11 protein-coding genes are annotated in these 17,221 nt (G+C 64.0%); 5 read left to right on the forward strand and 6 right to left on the reverse strand.

Annotated elements, in window-relative coordinates; translation table 11 throughout:
* A partial coding sequence (locus tag CK215_RS22680; protein WP_210201682.1) for an Ig-like domain-containing protein occupies positions 1 to 3,360 on the reverse strand: 3,360 nt, incomplete at its 3' end.
* A 324-nt stretch (positions 3,361 to 3,684) separates the two neighbouring features.
* Between CK215_RS22680 and CK215_RS22685 the strand changes: the two genes are divergently transcribed.
* The gene (locus CK215_RS22685) at positions 3,685 to 4,686 is read left to right on the forward strand and encodes a transglutaminase-like cysteine peptidase (protein WP_095832234.1); all 1,002 of its coding nucleotides are present in this window, start codon (positions 3,685 to 3,687) and stop codon (positions 4,684 to 4,686) included.
* A gap of 13 nt (positions 4,687 to 4,699) precedes the next feature.
* Here CK215_RS22685 and CK215_RS22690 read toward each other — a convergent pair whose 3' ends face one another.
* The 4 genes from CK215_RS22690 to CK215_RS22705 are packed head-to-tail and all read right to left on the reverse strand — an operon-like array spanning position 4,700 to position 10,255.
* Entirely contained in the window at positions 4,700 to 5,341 is a 642-nt protein-coding gene (locus tag CK215_RS22690; protein ID WP_095781935.1) for a ribbon-helix-helix domain-containing protein, read from the reverse strand.
* The gene (locus CK215_RS22695; protein ID WP_095832235.1) at positions 5,331 to 6,620 is read right to left on the reverse strand and encodes an HlyD family type I secretion periplasmic adaptor subunit; all 1,290 of its coding nucleotides are present in this window, start codon (positions 6,618 to 6,620) and stop codon (positions 5,331 to 5,333) included. Before CK215_RS22695 ends, CK215_RS22690 begins: the two co-directional genes overlap by 11 nt.
* A 15-nt stretch (positions 6,621 to 6,635) precedes the next feature.
* Complete coding sequence (locus CK215_RS22700; RefSeq protein WP_095832236.1) at positions 6,636 to 8,768, reverse strand: type I secretion system permease/ATPase; 2,133 nt, start codon at positions 8,766 to 8,768, stop codon at positions 6,636 to 6,638.
* A gap of 29 nt (positions 8,769 to 8,797) precedes the next feature.
* Complete coding sequence (locus CK215_RS22705) at positions 8,798 to 10,255, reverse strand: TolC family protein (protein ID WP_095826908.1); 1,458 nt, start codon at positions 10,253 to 10,255, stop codon at positions 8,798 to 8,800.
* 522 nt (positions 10,256 to 10,777) lie between these two features.
* Between CK215_RS22705 and CK215_RS22710 the strand changes: the two genes are divergently transcribed.
* Positions 10,778 to 12,118 carry an NAD(P)H-dependent oxidoreductase gene (locus CK215_RS22710; protein ID WP_095832237.1) on the forward strand — a complete coding sequence of 447 codons (1,341 nt, stop codon included), beginning with the start codon at positions 10,778 to 10,780 and terminating at the stop codon, positions 12,116 to 12,118.
* Here the strand turns inward: CK215_RS22710 and proC are convergent.
* Positions 12,093 to 12,908 carry a pyrroline-5-carboxylate reductase gene (gene proC, locus CK215_RS22715; RefSeq protein WP_095832238.1) on the reverse strand — a complete coding sequence of 272 codons (816 nt, stop codon included), beginning with the start codon at positions 12,906 to 12,908 and terminating at the stop codon, positions 12,093 to 12,095. The genes CK215_RS22710 and proC overlap by 26 nt on opposite strands.
* A gap of 540 nt (positions 12,909 to 13,448) precedes the next feature.
* Between proC and folD the strand changes: the two genes are divergently transcribed.
* The 3 genes from folD (at position 13,449) to CK215_RS22735 (ending at position 17,111) form a co-directional block, all read left to right on the forward strand.
* Positions 13,449 to 14,348: a bifunctional methylenetetrahydrofolate dehydrogenase/methenyltetrahydrofolate cyclohydrolase FolD gene (gene folD, locus CK215_RS22725; RefSeq protein ID WP_095827205.1), complete on the forward strand. Its 900-nt coding sequence runs from the start codon at positions 13,449 to 13,451 to the stop codon at positions 14,346 to 14,348.
* 52 nt (positions 14,349 to 14,400) lie between these two features.
* Positions 14,401 to 15,363 (forward strand): GlxA family transcriptional regulator, encoded by a 963-nt coding sequence (locus CK215_RS22730; protein ID WP_082953990.1) that lies wholly within the window; start codon positions 14,401 to 14,403, stop codon positions 15,361 to 15,363.
* Between the two features lie 86 nt (positions 15,364 to 15,449).
* The gene (locus CK215_RS22735; protein WP_095832240.1) at positions 15,450 to 17,111 is read left to right on the forward strand and encodes a VWA domain-containing protein; all 1,662 of its coding nucleotides are present in this window, start codon (positions 15,450 to 15,452) and stop codon (positions 17,109 to 17,111) included.
* Positions 17,112 to 17,221 lie beyond the last annotated feature (110 nt).

The raw sequence follows: 17,221 nt of genomic DNA on the forward strand, positions 1-17,221 counted from the left end.
CGGCACGTCGTCGACGACGTCGATCTTGACGGTACCGGTCACGGTGTTGCCGTTGGCGTCGGTGGCCGTGTAGGTGAAGCTTTCCGCGCCGGTCAGTGTGTTGGCGCCCTGCGTTGCGCCGCTGTCGAAGGGCGAGGTCAGCGTGTAGGTCCAGGCGCCGTTCGCCTGCAGCTGGAATATGCCATGCGCCGTCGTCGTGCTGATCGCGGTGTAAGTGACGCCGTCGCCCGCCACATTGAGCTGGCCGGCCACCGTCTCGGCCGTGCTCGGCGGGTTGGAACCGGTCACCGTGCCGTGTCCGAGGTCGCCCGGATTGGTCACCGTGTCCAGCGCCGCCTCGTTGACCTGGCCGGTCTGGTTGACCGGGGTCAGCGTCACATTTGCGACATTGATGGCCAGCGTCGTCGTCGAGAGGTCGCCGTCGCCGTCCTTGATGGTGTAGACGAACGTGTCGGTCGCGTTCGCCGAGATCGCGTTCGCCGTCGCCTGGTAGGTGTAGGAACCGTCCGCGTGCAGCGTCAGCGTGCCGTACTGGCCGACGATCTGCGTGTTGACGCCCGTGGCCACCGCCGTCGTGGTGTCGCCGTTCGCCGCGCGCACGCCGACCACGGCGCCGGTTGCGGCATAGCCGTCCGCGCCGGACACGTCGTTCGACAGCACGCCGTTGGCGGCAGTCACCGTGAGCAGCGCGCCTTCCGTCACATTGCCGATGTCGGCACTGGCATGCGGCACGTCGTCGACGACGTCGATCTTGACGGTACCGGTCACGGTGTTGCCGTTGGCGTCGGTGGCCGTGTAGGTGAAGCTTTCCGCGCCGGTCAGTGTGTTGGCGCCCTGCGTTGCGCCGCTGTCGAAGGGCGAGGTCAGCGTGTAGGTCCAGGCGCCGTTCGCCTGCAGCTGGAATATGCCATGCGCCGTCGTCGTGCTGATCGCGGTGTAAGTGACGCCGTCGCCCGCCACATTGAGCTGGCCGGCCACCGTCTCGGCCGTGCTCGGCGGGTTGGAACCGGTCACCGTGCCGTGTCCGAGGTCGCCCGGATTGGTCACCGTGTCCAGCGCCGCCTCGTTGACCTGGCCGGTCTGGTTGACCGGGGTCAGCGTCACATTTGCGACATTGATGGCCAGCGTCGTCGTCGAGAGGTCGCCGTCGCCGTCCTTGATGGTGTAGACGAACGTGTCGGTCGCGTTCGCCGAGATCGCGTTCGCCGTCGCCTGGTAGGTGTAGGAACCGTCCGCGTGCAGCGTCAGCGTGCCGTACTGGCCGACGATCTGCGTGTTGACGCCCGTGGCCACCGCCGTCGTGGTGTCGCCGTTCGCCGCGCGCACGCCGACCACGGCGCCGGTTGCGGCATAGCCGTCCGCGCCGGACACGTCCGGCGTCCCGTCGGTCAGTACATTGCCCGATACCTGCGCGCCTTCTGTGACGCTGTTGGTATCGGCATGCGCCGTCGGCACATCGTCGACTATGTTGATGACCAGGTTGCCGGCCGGTGCGCCGTCCCCGTCGGCGTCGGTGACGACCACTGCGAAGGAGGCATGGGTGTTGTCGCCCGCCGTGTTGTCGAGCAGCGTGTAGGTGTAGCTAATCGAGCCGACGCCGGTTGCAGCGTTGTAAATATAGCTGGCCGTCAGCGAGCCGGTGGCGTCGGTGAAGGTCTGCGGCGCGCCGGTCAGCACGTGGCCGCCGAGCGAGACGGTCTGGATGCCGTCGGGCGAGGTGAAGCCGATGGTGCCGGAGGTGGTCTCCGAGCTGGCGGCCGCGTCCGAGCCGGGGGATTCCCCGCCGCGCGCCGGCAGGCCCGCTTCATAGACGGTGGTGGTCGGACCGCCGGGCGTCGGGATGGTGTCGGTCGGCGTGGAGTCGCCGATCGAGATCGTCAGAGTGGTGCGTGACAGGTCGCCGTCGCCATCCTTGATGGTGTAGGTGAAGACGTCGTCATGGCCGCCGGGCGTGCCGGCGTTACGGACGTAGCTGTACTCGCCATTGGCGCCGAGCGTCAGGTCGCCATAGGTGCCGTGGATGACTGTGCCGACGGTCGTCGTGCTATCCAGTGACTCGCCGGTGTCGCCGGCCGCGACGCCAACCACGGTCACATCGTCAGCACCCTTGACGTCAGCACCCGCCGGATTGCCGTCGCTACCCGTACCGGTGATGACGTTGCCGTCGATCGGCGCGTGTGAGCCCGAAGGCACAGCATCCGTATCCGCAACAGCAGTCGGCGCATCGTCGATGATGTTGATCACGAGGGTGCCGGGAGGCGCGGCATCGCCGTCGGAGTCGGTCACGCCGACCGCGAAGCTCACACTCGTGCCGTCGCCCGAAGTGTTGGTGTTCAGCGTGTAGCTGTAATTGATCGTGCCGGTGCCAGTAGCCGCGTCGAAAGAATAGCTTGCGGTCAGCGAGCCTGTGGCGTCGGTGAAGGTCTGCGCCGCGGAGGTCAGCACATGGCCGCCGAGCGTGACTTGCGACACGCCGTCCGGCGAGGTGAAGCCAATGGTGCCGGAAGTGGTCTCGGAGGTGTTGGAGTTGTTGCCGGAATCGCCGTCGGCGATCTCGCCGGAACCGGCCGGCAATCCGCCGTGTGGCGGCAGGCCGGCTTCGTTGACGCTCGCTTCGCCAATGGTCCCGATCGACGGCGTGGAGTCCGGCTTAAGCAGGGACGGGAACAGGTCACGGTTCTCCGGCTGTCCGAACGCCAATGCCGTTGGCGGCAAAAGTGCCGACAGACCGAAGCCGTCGCCGATCCCGCCAGGCGGCACCGAGAAGTCTCCGCCGGCGCTGCTTGGCGAGCCATTTCCGCCGGCCGAGATCGAGCCGTCGGCGCCGAAGGCGACATCGACATGGCTGGCTTCGAGCGCGGCGATCAGGGCAACGCGCGGCACCTCGACATCGCCGATGATGAAGGTCGGTACGTTGAGCGCGCCGTCCTTGATGACGATCTCGGCGCCGTCCGGCTGCACCAGCACCAGATTGTGCCCGTCGACCTTGATGTCGTCGATCGAGACATTGGCCGGAAGCTTCACGACATTGCCGGCCTCGACGTGATATTCATGCGCAACGTTCGAGGCTGCCGTGTTCGGTGCTGGCGCGTTTCCGGCAGGGGCGTTGGCGGCAGGAGCGTTGCCGTCCGCCGCCGGCTTGGCTGTGCTTTGTGCGTTCTGGGCGTTGCCGTCGCCCTTTGCCGGCGCGCCGCTTCCCGCATCGACCGGCACAGGTTCGCCTGCCGCTGGTGCCGTCTGGCCGCCGGAGGCCTGGGCGACTTGGACGCCCGAAATGACACCCGAAATCGGCTGTTCGCCGACAGTCGCGTGCTCGTCCGAGAAATTTGAAACGGCGTCGAATTCGATACTGGTCGTCATAGCTCAAGCCCCCTTCGGCATTTCCCGGCAAGAGACATGCGGGGCTCGAACTTTGCAACACACCTCCAATCTTTTTGATATACTTGAATATGTAGGGATTTGCATTTTTTACACTTGGTAAATCGCAACGATATATCCAATTATATATCTTCAGGTGCGCCGCCGAACCGGCTGGGGAGCGCGGCGGCAGTTCGACAAATTCAAGTATAAATTTGAATAAAATTTGAGACAAAGCAGAATAGATTGATTCGCGGAAACTTACCCACCTTCCTTTCCGATAATTTGAGACAAGATCGGTAGCGTCCACAGTCAAAGGTGGGCGTCATGAAAATACAAAAAGCTGCCTCGTCAGTGTCGAGGGTCAAGGTTCTGCTGCTGGCAATCGGCTTCGCCGGTCTGCCGAATGCGTCGTCCGCCAGCGCGGTCTCCGTCGCAAATCCCGCCGCTCAAACGCTGCCTGCGCCGGCCGATCTCGGCGGCGTTTCGCTGGCCAGATTGCAGCCCTGGCAGCCTGTTGCCGCCTACCGGGTCGGCGGTGTTGCCAGTGCCTATGCGCCTCTCGAAGTCCACCCGGCGTCAGGTTCTGCGAGTGGAGAGGCCGCCCCCGGCGTCGATCCGATCCAGATTGGCCCAATCCAGGTTGACCCGATCCAGACTGGGGCGATCATTCCCGGCGTGTTCGGGTCGGTCGCATTGTCCATGCACAACTTCCCGGTCGCCGCGCGCTGGGCGCCTGTGTACAAGGCGATCATCGACTGCACGGCCGGAAGTGCCTGCGATCGTGAGAACGCTGCGTTTGGCGAGATCGTCGGCATTGCAGCCAATAAGGCTTTTCGCGACAAGCTGGACTTCGTCAACAGCAGCATCAACCGGCTGATCGCCTATCGCAAGGACAGCGTCGTCTACGGCAAGCTCGACTACTGGGCGAAGCCGTCGGAGATCCTCGAGCATCGCGCCGGCGATTGCGAGGATTTCGCGATCCTGAAGATGGCGGCGCTGTTGCGCGCCGGGATCCCGGCGCAGAGCATGTCGCTCGTCGTGCTGCAGGATCGCCGCCGGAAATTCTTCCACGCGGTGCTGTCGGTGAGCACCGGAAGCGGCACCTTCATCCTGGACAGCCTCAGCAACGTTGTGGCGATGGACCGCGATCTTCCCGATTATGTCCCGCTCTATTCATTCAGCACCGACCGAGCCTGGATCCACGGCACGAAAGCCGGCGCACAGATCGCCGACATCGCCGGTGGTTTCGCGACAGTGGCGCCCGGCGAAGGCGCTTCGCCCGATGTGACGGTCACGTCGGCAGGCTCCGGTTTCGCAGCGAAGTAGGCGGCTCGCCTCTTCAACCGTTGAAGACGAACGCCATCAACAGCTCCGGCTCTGTGACCGGCGCGCGCACCGCGCTGAGCTGGCCCCTGTAGCGGCGCTCGCCGGCGCCGATGACGAAGCCGGTGGTGACGGGTGTCTCGCCATTGGCGTCGAGCCGGGCAAAAACGTCGACGACGTTGAGGTCCAGCGCCAGCTTGAGGTCCTGCCTGCCATCGTCGCCCGGCGCGTTCGGCAGCTGGCGCCTGACCAATTGCTGGAACGGGGCATTGAAGGTCAGGATCTTCTTCGACGAGGACAGCGCGAAGGCGGGCGAGGGGCAGGCGACCAGGATCGCGTTGATGGTCCGGATCGAGGCGAGCTTGCGCAGTTCCATGCTTTCCTCGGCAAGGCCGCGCATGCATGCGACCCGGATCGCCGATGTGAGATTGCCCTGGTCGGGATGATTTTCGGCGATCTCCTCGACCAGCATGCCGATCGTGCATTTGCGGCTTTCGGCCATCTGCTTCAGCGACACCCAGAAGGCTCGCTCCAGCCGGATGCCGCGGCGCACGCCGCCACGCGCCACGACGCGGAACTCCGGGCCGAAATCCTCGGCTGCGAGCGGCGGCAGCAGCCGGTCGCGCGGAGTGTCGGGGCGTGCGGCGCTATCGTTCACTCATCGCCTCCTGGCGCGCCTTGTTGATGGGCTTCAAAAGATAGTTGAGGATCGTCTTGCGCCCGGTCTTGATATCGACCGAGCAGATCATGCCGGGGATAATCGAATAAGTCTTGCCGTTCCTTTGCAGCGTGGATTTCTCGGTCGCGACGCGCACTTGATAGTAGGGCTCGCCCGTCTTCTGGTCGACCAGGCTGTCGGCGGTGATGTTGGAGACCTTGCCTTCGATGCCGCCGAAGATCGAGAAGTCGTAGGCCGTGACCTTGATCAGCGCGTCCTGGTCCGGCTGGATGAAGGCGACGTCGCGCGGCGAGACCCGCGCCTCGACCAGCAGCGTCTCCGAGGTCGGCACGATGCCGGCCACGACCGCGCCCGGCTGGACGAAAGCGCCGAGCGTGTTGACATCGAGCGTGTTGACGATGCCGTCGACAGGCGAACGGATATCGGTCCGCGCCACCTTGTCGGTGGCGCCGCGAATGGTTTCGTCCACCACAGAGAGGTCCGCCAGCGCCTGCGTCAAGTCGCTCAATGCTTCCTGCTGCAATTGCAGGCCGAGCTCGTCGACTTGAAGCTGCGCCTCGGTGATGGCCGCCTTGCTCTTCTTGATGGTCTCTCCGGCAAGGTTGAGCTGACCGCGGAGATCGGTCTGCTCCCGCTCGACGCGTATCTGTTCGGTCCTGGCCATCAGGCCTTTCTTGACCATCGATTCGACCAGCGCCGTTTCCTGGTCGCTGACGGCGAGGCTCTTGGAAAGGCGGTCTGAATTGGCGGTTGCCTCGTCCAGTTCCTTCTCGCGCTGATCGAGACGCGACTTCAGCACGGAAAGCTTGACTTGGAAGTTGTCCCGGCGCGCAACGAGCAGCTTCTGCTCGTTGTCGCAGATCTCCGGGGCAGACTTCTGGATGTCGGACGGACAGGGGAACGCGCCCTCGAGATTGCCGCTCTGCTCGAATTTGAGCCTGGCAATGCGCGCCTGCAACGCCCGCGCCTTGGCCTGCTCTTCACCCAGGCTCGAGGTGTTGCCTGTGTTGTCGAGGCGGATGATCAGATCGTTCTTCCTGACGGTCTGGCCGATCTTGACAGCGATTTCCTGGACGACGCCGGCTTCGCTCGCCTGGATGATCTGCGTCTTGGAAGCGGGAATGACCTTGCCGTCGCCGCGCGCGATCTCATCGACCTCGGCAAAGGATGCCCAGGCGGTGAAGGCCACGAACAGTGCCCCTATGATGTATACCGACGCCGATGCGAAAAGCGGCGGCCGGTCGTCTTTTGCTAACATTCCCCAACGTCCCGGTCAGGCATTCGCCTTCTGCAATGCCTGGATGACTTGTTCCTTTGCTCCGTCCGCGACCACGCGCCCCTGCTCGATGACGATGAGGCGGTCGACCAGCTCCAGCATGCTGTAGCGATGGGTCGATACGATCAGCGTCGTGTTGCGGTCGAACGCCACCTTGAGCTGCCTGATCAACTGCCGTTCCGAGGCCAGGTCCATCGAACCCGACGGCTCGTCCAGGAACACGATTTTCGGCTTGGTCAGCAGCAGCCGCGCGATCGCCACGGCCTGCCTCTGGCCTCCCGACAGATTGGTGCCACGCTCGCCGACATTCATGTCGTAGCCGCGCGGATGGCGAGAGACGAAGTCGTCGACGCCCGCGGCCTTCGCCGCATCGATGATTTCCTCGTCGGTCGCGTCCGGCGCGGCCATCAGAAGGTTTTCCTTGATCGTGCCCGAAAACAGGTCGCCGGCCTGCGCGACGATACCGACCGCGGCACGAACTTCGGACGGGTGGTATTGGCGGATGTCGATGCCGTCGAGCAGCAGTTCTCCGGACGTCGGCAGGAACAGCCGGCCGATCAGGCGGCCCATCGTGGTCTTGCCGGAGCCGATGCGGCCGATGATGCCTATGCGCTCGCCGGGGCGGATTGCAATGTTGAGCCCGTTCAGAACCTCGTTTTCGGTGCCTGGATAGGCGAAGCCGACATTCTTGAACAGCATCGCGCCGCTGCGGATCGGCCGGTTGACGAAGCCGACCGTGTCGGGCCGGTCCTCCGGCTGCGACATGATCGTATTGACGATCCTGAGCGACAGCACGGCTTGCCGGAAGCGGGAGAGCGTGATGGCGATCTGGCCGAGCGGCGCGACCGCGCGGCCCGCCAGCATGACCGTGCCGATAATCGCGCCCGTCGAGACCTGGCCTTCCGAGAAGGCATAGGCGCCGGCAACCACCAGGGCGACGGTGACGAATTGCTGGATGGCGCCGGTGATGTTGCCGGCAGCGGCGGAAAGCTCCTTGATCTTCTCCGAGGTGTTGGCGGCGTTCTTCGAGTGCTCGCCCCATTTGCGCAGCAGATAGGCCTCGGCGCGCAGCGACTTGATCGTCTCCAGCGTGGAAATGGACTCGACCAGGAGCGCCTGGCGCTGGGCAGATTCGTTCATCGAGGCGGCGACCCGCCTGCCGATGCGCCTCTGTGTCACCAGACCGACAATGACGGCGATGACGAAGGCGAGCGCCGGTATGATCACCAGCCAGCCGCCAATAGCGTAGATGACCAGCAGGAAGACGAAGACGAAAACCGTGTCGATGAAGACGCTTATGGTATTCGAGGTGAAGAACTCGCGCACGAACTCATATTGTGTGACACGATTCGCGTATTCGCCGGTCGATCCCGGCCGCGCCGAAAGCGACGAGTTGAGCACTTTCTCGAACAGCAGATAGGAAATCCTGAGATCCGCCTTGCGCCCGGCATAGTCGATAAGCGAGGCACGGGCCGTCTTCAGCAACAGGTCGAACAGGATGGCCGCGCCGATCCCGAGCGCCAGCACCCAGAGCGTCGAGATCGCCTTGTTCGGCAGGATGCGGTCGTAGACGTTCATGGTGAAGATCGGCGAGGCGATCGCCAAGAGGTTGATGAAGACCGCCGACAGCACGACCTTCGAGTAGGTGCGCCAGAACGTCCCCATCGTTCCGGTCAGCCAATGACGTCTTTCGATCCTCGGCGCCGTGCCGACCGTCATCTCCTCGGCGGTGTTGGCATAGGTGATCGAGAATGAGGCGCCACCGCTGATGTAGCTCTCGGCAAGCTCCGATTTGCCGATCGAGGTGCGGCCGTTTTCCTGCGGCGCCGTTAGAAATTGCCCAGTTTCCGTTTCGGCGAGCAACGCAACCGGCAGTTGGCTGGCGCGGAAGACGATGGCCGGAAGATCGACCCGGCCGCGCACGAAATCGCGATGGTTGAACGCCTGGACCTCGAGACCGATCCGTTCGGCCAGATGCCTGATGTCGTCCGGCTCGATCAGCGTGTCCGAAATCGGCACCCCGGCAAACAGCACGGTCTCGGCGCTCGGCCGCCCAAGATAGGCTGCAATCGCCGAGAAGCAGGCTTTGAAAGCCTCCTTGGGCGAGACGATATTAGGTTGCTGGTTCACGATCGCCCCGAAGGACCAGAGATCGATGCTTACATCGGCTGCTTCTTCCTGACCGGCGCGAGGATGTCGAACGGCAGATCGTTCTTCTGCTCCGATGGTGTGCGCGCATAGGTTTCGGTATCGGCTGTCGCCGGCACGCCGAATTCGCTGCGCGCGTAGGCGGCTGCCTGCTTGGCCGGCTGGATGTTCAGCGTCTTCAGCAACTCCCCGGTCGCGGCCAGCAGCCGGTATTGGGCAAACAGCGACGCGTAGGACGAGGTGTCGGCCAGCGTCGCGGTGTTGAAGCGCGTGTTCTGCGCATCGAGCACGTCGAGCAGCGAGCGCTGTCCGACCTTGAACTGCTCCCGGTAGGAAGCAACCAGCCTTTCGTTGGTTGCTGCCTGCAGCCGCAGCGTCTGCGCAAGTTCCGCCTGGCGGAAGCGGCGGTCCCAAGATGTGCGGACGGCTTCCTCGATCTCGCGCAGCACCTGATGCAGCGCGAGGCGCTGCTCGCTGGTGCGGCGGATCTGCTCCTGCTCGTTGGCTTTGTCGATGCCGCCGCGATAGAGATTCCAGCGCAGCACCACCCGAGCCTGCAGGTCGCTGGTGTCGCCGTCGTCGCCATCGATGTCATAGCCGCCCCGCGCGACACCCTCGGCGGTGATGGTGGGGCCGTATTTCGCCCGCGCGGCGTCGACGAGGGACGCGGCCGCATCGATGTCGCTGTTGGCCATGTGGACGCGCGGATTGTTCTGTCTGGCAAGCCCGATCGCGTCATCGAGCGAGCGCGGCAGCGCGCCGGCCACATCGGCCGGCCGCGACGGATTGGTCAGCGGCTTGCCGACATTCTTGAAGAAGCGGATCTTGGCCGCTTCCAGTTCCTCGGTCGCCTCCTGCATCCGCGCCTTGGCGGCGTAAAGCCGCTCCTCGGCTTGCTGCCGGTCGGCATCGTTGAGCGCGCCGCCCGCGATGCCTTGCTTGATGTCGCCGAGTATAGACTGATGGAAGCCGAGGTTCTTCTTCGCTTCGGCGACGATCGACGCCTGCAGCATGTATTCGAGATAGTCCTGGACGACGGCAAGCCCGATGAATTCGGACCGTTCCAGCACCCTGAAGGAAGCTCCGTCGACGCGCGAGGCCTGGCGGTTCAATTCGGCCCGTCTCGCGCCACTGTCATAGAGCGTCTGTGAGACGGTGAGGTCCGCTTCGTTTGGATAAAGCGCGTCATGGTCCTCGTCGAGCGCTCGCCGGGAGTCGTTATCCAGACGGCGGACGCCGGTCGACGCTTCGAGATCGACGCTGGGAAGATAGAGCCCTTTCGCCTGGCGCAGCTCGAATTCGATGGCTTCGCGGTTTTCGATCGCCTGCCCAATCTCCGGATTGGATTCGACCGCGACTGCTACAGCTTCCTTGAGCGTGAGTGCGCTGGCGCTTCCGCAAGCCAGCATCGACACCGTCATGGCAAGCGCAAGGCGCCAGCCGACGGTCACTTTACCCGTCCTGGTCATTTCTACCCCGTGACTATCCCCGCGCCTTTTTGTTTTTGTCAGCGCTTATTTCGCCCAAGCCTGCCACCGGAGCTTGCAACGAGTATCTAGCAGATTTTTCGCGGATGGGAGGACTTATTGATTTAGAGCGCTCCAAAAGCACGGATTCCAGCCATTAGTCCCGGCGGATGTAGCAAAAATGGCACAGAAAACGATCCTCGCGGAGGGCGCCGTTCAGTTGAAACCGACCGCGAACACTATTTTCCCTAAATAAACAGTAAGTCCGCACAAAGGAATCGACCGAGGCGTCGCTCACCGTGCCAACTTTGGCGGTCAGATCGGCACTTGGCATGAACCGCGGCATCTGCCCTTCCTCCGGACATGGCCAAGGCTTTGAAACACCTGAAGGTTGCGGATTGCTGCGGGAAATCTGCGCCGGTCCTGCAAGACGTGCGCACGAAATTGCCATGGGTGGCTGGTTTTGTTGGCAAACGGGGATCGTTCCCTGTATTGCGGGCTGAAGCAAAGCATGGACGTTCTTCTATGACAAATGTCGCCCTGACCGGGCTTGCCCGCGATCTCGCCCGGCGCGCCGCCGACGGCCGCCCCGTGCGCATCGGCGTCATCGGTTCCGGCGAGATGGGCACCGATCTGGTGACCCAAGGCATGCTGATGCCGGGCATTTCGATTGCGGCCATTTCCACGCGCCGCCCGCACACGGCTCGCGACGCGATCCGCATCGCCTATGGCGACGATGCAATGGCTGCCGAAGCCGAGACCGCCTCCAAGGTAAGCCAGGCGATAGAAAGCGGTAGGATCGCCATCACCTCGAACGAGATGCTGGTCACCAATCCGCTGATCGACGTCGTCATCGATGCCACCGGTAAACCCGGCGTCGCCGCCGATTTCGACCTGATGGCCATGCAGCATGGCAAGCATCTGGTGATGATGAATGTCGAGGCCGACGTGACCATCGGCTGCTACCTCAAGCAGCAGGCGGATCGGCTCGGCGTCGTCTATTCGGTCGGCGCCGGCGATGAGCCGTCGAGCTGCATGGAGCTGATCGAGTTCGCCTCGGCGCTCGGTTATACCATCGTCTCGGCCGGCAAGGGCAAGAACAACCCGCTCAACCACGACGCCGTTCCCGACGATTATCGGGATGAAGCGCTGCGCCGGAACATGAACCCGCGCATGTTGGTCGAGTTCGTCGACGGCTCCAAGACCATGGTCGAGATGTGCGCCATCGCCAACGCCACCGGCCTGGTGCCCGATGTTCCGGGCATGCACGGCCCGAAAGCCGACCGTGATCAGCTGGCCAAGGTGCTCATCCCGCGCGAGGACGGCGGCATCCTGTCGAAGAAGGGTATCGTCGACTACACGATCGGCAAGGGCGTGGCGCCTGGCGTCTTCGTCATCGTTGAGGCGACGCATCCGCGCGTCGTCGAGCGCATGGACGATCTCCATGTCGGCCACGGCCCTTATTACAGCTTCTTCAGGCCGTACCACCTGACCTCGCTGGAGGTGCCGCTGACCGCAGCCCGCATCATGCTCTACGGCAAACCCGACATGGTGCCGCTGCCTAAACCGGTGGCCGAGGTCTGCGCGGTCGCCAAGCGCGACCTCGCCGCAGGCGAGATCTTCGACGCCATCGGCGAGACCTGCTACCGCTCCTGGACCATGACGGTCGCCGAGGCGCGCGCCAGCCGTGCCGTGCCGGTCGGACTGCTCGAAGGCGGCAAGGTCTTGAAGCCGGTCAGGAAGGGCGAACTCCTGACCGCCGACAACGCCACGCCCGACCAGACGACCAAGCTATTTGCCCTGCGCCAACTGCAGGACGAGATGCTGTATGGGGTGAGGACTACTTCCCCAGCTCTATCGATCTGAGCCGCGCCGCTTCCACCGCGTCGGTCAAAAGCTTCGTCAGCCGGTCTTCGCCCATCAGCACGGCAAGCGCGGCGGCGGTCGTGCCGTTGGGGCTGGTGACCTGCTGGCGCAGCACGCCCGGCTCCTCATCGCTTTCAGCGGCAAGCGAGGCCGCACCATAGACGGTCTGCAGGGCGAGCAGCTTGGCTGTCTCGGCCGGCAGGCCAGCCTTCTCGGCGGCGACCGTCAGCGCCTCGATGAAATGGAAAATATAGGCCGGGCCGGAACCGGAGACCGCGGTCACGGCGTCCATCAGGCTCTCGTCGTCGATCGTCGTCACGACACCGCTCGCCGAGAGCAGCTCGGCGACGAAACGCCTGACGTTGTCGGGAACGAGCGGGTTGGAAAACACCACCATCATGCCCTTGCCGATCGCCGCCGGCGTGTTCGGCATGCAGCGCACGATCGGCGCGAGCCGGCCCAGGATCTCCTCGAAGGTCGCGACCGGCGTGCCCGCGGCGATGCTGACGAAGGTGGTCCTGCCGTCGCCGAAGCGCTTGTAGCTTGCCGTCACATCGCGGATGACCTGCGGTTTCACGGCGATGACGACGAGATCGGGCATGGCATCGGCGGGAATTGCGGACGCGTCGGCCGCGGCGCCGCAACCAAGATGCTCGGCTCGCCTGCGCAACTCGGCATTGGGCTCGACCACGAACACCGCCGACGGCTCGAGCTTGCCGGATTTCAGCCAGCCCGAGAGCATCGCGTAACCCATATTGCCGCAACCGGCGAGAACAAGCCTGATGGTCATCGAAACCTCCGCAAAGAGGGCTCTCCTTAGCCGCTCGCGCGGTTGCGGAAAAGTCCAGTCTCCAAGGTCGGTGCATGGCTTGGAGACGCCGTCCGCTCAAAGCCGTACCTATTTCATAGTTCGGACCACCCGCAGCATCCGGAACTACCCGACGACACATACGCTCCGTCGGCGCCTTCCCATTCGCAATCGCCGACAGCCGAGGCGCGCCAGTCGCCAGACGATCGGCAGGACCAGGTCGACGAGATCAGGGCCCGCCTGCGAGAATTCCGCGAGGCGGTGCGCGTTCTGACCGAAAGCCGCTCGCGCCGCCGCTATTTCTAAAACACCCCGTCTTCGCTAAAAGCGGCCTTCGATAAAAGCAGCCGGTTTCGGGTTTACGGCATCCGACGACGTTTTGACGGGATTGCCCTGTCGAATTTTCGTGAAAATGCCGCGCGGCATTTGACCGCTTGCGCGCCGCGTTCGCGTGCCGACTGCTGGATTGAGGATCAGGGCTGCGTGCGAGGCGTGGCCGCGCAACAGTGTTGAAGGTGAATGATGGCCGAAGTGATCGACGGGAAGAGTGTCGCCGCAGACGTGGTATCGAAGGTCAAGGCGCTGACCGCCGAGCTTTCGGCCAAGGGCGCGACCAGGCCCGGTCTGGCGGTGGTGATCGTGGGCGAGGATCCGGCAAGCCAGGTCTACGTCGCCTCGAAGTCGCGCACGGCCAAGGAGTGCGGCTTCCATTCGCTCCAGCACACGCTGCCGGCTGAGACGAGCGAAGAGCAGCTGTTGAAGACCATCGGCGATCTCAACGCCGACCCGTCGATCCACGGCATCCTCGTGCAACTGCCGCTGCCCGGCCATATCGATGCCGGCAAGGTCATCCAGACGATCGCGCCGGAAAAGGATGTCGACGGCTTCCACTTCATCAATGTCGGCAAGCTCGGTACCGGCGAGCTCGAGACGGCGTTCGTGCCCTGCACGCCCGCCGGCTCGATGCTGTTGATCCAGCGCGTGCGCGGCAAGGACCTTTCCGGCCTCAATGCCGTCGTCGTCGGCCGCTCCAACATCGTCGGAAAGCCGATGGCCAATCTGCTGCTCGCCGCCAACTGTACCGTCACCATTGCCCATAGCCGTACCAAGGACCTGCCGGCGCTGGCGCGCACCGCCGATATCCTGGTCGCCGCCGTCGGCCGTCCCGAAATGATCAAGGGTGATTGGGTGAAGCCCGGCGCCACCGTTATCGATGTCGGCATCAACCGCATCCCGGCGCCAGAGAAGGGCGAAGGCAAGTCGCGGCTGGTCGGCGACGTCGTCTATGCCGAAGCGGCCGCGGTCGCCGGCGCCATCACGCCGGTCCCCGGCGGCGTCGGACCGATGACCATTGCCATGCTGATGGCCAACACTGTAGCTTCCGCCTACCTCGCGGCCGGATTGAAGCGGCCGTCCTTCTGATCGGAAAGCAGCATCCTTGCCGAATCTTACTGCTCCTGTTGAACGGCCGGTCATGGGCGATCCCGTTCAGGGCGGTCGGCAGTTCGGCTTCCTGCTGGTCGACAAGTTTTCGATGTTCTCGCTGGCGGCGGCGATCGATTGCTTCCGCTCGGCCAACCGTCTGCTCGGCCGCGATTATTACGGCTGGACGACGATATCGGCAGATGGCGACGCAGTCATGGCGTCCAACGGCCTGCCGCTCAAGATCGACTATTCAGTCGCCGACATGCCGCCGGTCGATATCCTGTTCGTCTCGGTCGGGCTCACCACCGAATTCCCCGGCAAGAGCAAGGTGCTGGCGGCGCTGCGCAGCTGGGGCCGGCGCGGCAACGCGCTCGGCGCGCTCTCGGTCGGCTCCTATCTGCTCGCCGAGGCCGGCCAGCTCGACGGCTACCGCTGCACCATCCACTGGGAAAACCGCGCCGGCTTCATGGAGCGCTTTCCGGACATCAACTGCACCGGCAACGTCTTCGAGATCGACCGCAAGCGCTACACCTGCGCCGGCGGCACCACCTCGATCGATCTGATGCTGGAGATCGTGCGCGGCGATTTCGGCTCCAATCTCGCCAATGGCGTCGCCAACCAGTTCCAGCACGAGCGCATTCGCTCGGCCGGTGACCGCCAGCGCGTCGGACCTGAGCGCGACCTCACCGGCAAGTCGGAGAAGCTGAGACGTATCGTCGAGCTGATGGCCGACCATCTCGATGAGCCTTTGTCGGCGGTGCAGCTTGCCAAGTCGGCGGGCCTGTCGGTGCGCCAGGTCGAGCGCCTGTTCCTGCGCCATCTCAACGTGACGCCGGGGCGCTACTACATGCGGCTCAGGCTCGAGCGGGCGCGCGAATTGCTGCGCCAGACCAACATGCCGATCCTCGACGTCGCGATCGCCACCGGCTTCACCTCCCACTCCTATTTCGCGCAAAGCTACCGGCTGCAGTTCGGCCGTCCGCCATCGGAAGAGCGCAGAACAACCTATTGAGCGACTTGCCGGCCATCGGACTTGTCTGCAGAGCCCGGCTCAAATAGCTTTCCCGGCGCGGACGGGGGTTCACTCAGGAGATTTTCATGGCGGGACTGGCACGGAGCGTCGCTGCGGCGATCCTCCTTTTGTCGATGACCACCTTTGGCTTTGCCGCCAACAAGGTCATCATCATTCTCGATGCATCCGGCTCCATGTGGGCCCAGATAGACGGCAAGCCGAAGCTCGAGATCGCGCGCGAATCGCTGCGCACGGTGCTGCAGTCGGTGCCGGGCGACGACGAGATCGGCTTCATGGCCTACGGGCATCGCCAGAAAGGCAGCTGCGCGGACATCGAGCTGATCGTGCCGCCGCAGGCGGGTTCGGCGAGCGCGATCTCGGCGGCCGCCGACAGCATGAAATTCCTTGGCAAGACGCCGCTGACGGCGGCCGTCAAGCAGGCCGCCGAAGCGCTGAAATACACCGAGGACAAGGCCACGGTCGTTCTCATCACCGACGGTCTTGAGACCTGCGGTGGCGATCCGTGCGCGCTCGGCAAGGAGCTGAAGGAGACCGGCGTCGACTTCACCGCCGACGTGGTCGGCTTCGGCCTGACCGCCGACGAAGGCAGGCAGATCGCCTGCCTCGCCGAGAACACCGGCGGAAAATACATCCAGGCCTCCGACGAGAAGGCATTGCAGCAAGCGCTGGTCGAGACCGTCGCGGCGCCGGCGCCTGCGCCAGAGCCTGCTCCGGCCCCGGCGCCGGCGCCTGCACCCGAACGCGCCAAACCTGAATTCAACTTCACGCCGAGCGTCGTCATGGCTGAAGGCGGCGATCCCATCACCGACGGCAATGCCTGGGAGATCTACAAGGCCAAGTCCGACGGCTCGCGCGGCGATCAGGTCATGACCGAGTATGGCGAGCTCAAGACCAATCTCGAGCCGGGCGATTACATTGTCGTCGGTCGCGCCGACGAGGCAAGGAGCGAGCAGAAGATCAAGATCGAAGCCGGCCAGACCTACAGCCCGTTGTTCACTCTGAACGCCGGAACCTTGGTTATCCACCCGCATGCGAGCCAGGGCTCGGAGATCAGCGGCGAGGCGCGTGTCGACTTCGCCTATCCGGGCGGCAGCACGACCCACTATGGCGACGCAAAGGCCACCGTGCCGGCGGGCGAGCAGAAGGTGACGGTGCAGGTCGGCGCCGGCACGGTGACCGAAACCATCCAGCTTGCCGCCGGACAGACCGTCGAGAAGGATATCGTGATCGGCGTCGGCCATGCCGTGCTCAACGCCTACTACACGGCCGGCGGCGAAAAGGCCGACAATTCCGGCATCGGCTTCGAGATCGTCAAGGCGAAGAAGAAGATCGACGGTTCGCGTGAAAGCGTGGAGCACTCCTACGGTCCGGACAGCAAATTCTGGCTGCCGCCGGACGACTATGTCGCGCTAACCACGCTCGATCTCGCCGTTGTCGAACAGCCCTTCAGCATCAAGGCCGGCGACAACCAGGATGTGAAGGTGGCTCTCGGCGCCGGCGTGCTGGCAATGTCGGCGCCCGGCGCCTATTCGATCGAGGTGTTCTCGTCAAAGAAGGATATTGAGGGTAAGCGCAAATCGCTCGGCCTGACCTATGGCGACAGCTGGCAACAGACGATCCCCGCCGGCGACTATGTCGTCGTGCGGCACATGTCCGATCAGGGCCAGGACAAGGAAATGCCGGTGACGATCAAGGCCGGTGAGCGGAGCGAGATCACCGTTCAGTAGGCATCGCCGTCCGCAAACGAACGAAAAAGGGTAACCGCTGTTTTGCCCCCAACGTTGTCCGCTGACGCCTGATCTGCGATCAAGGTTCCATGGATGAGCGAGAAGCAGTT

Origin of the sequence: Mesorhizobium sp. WSM3864 (genome assembly GCF_002294955.1) — a bacterium.
In the GTDB taxonomy this organism is placed as follows: Bacteria; Pseudomonadota; Alphaproteobacteria; order Rhizobiales; family Rhizobiaceae; genus Mesorhizobium.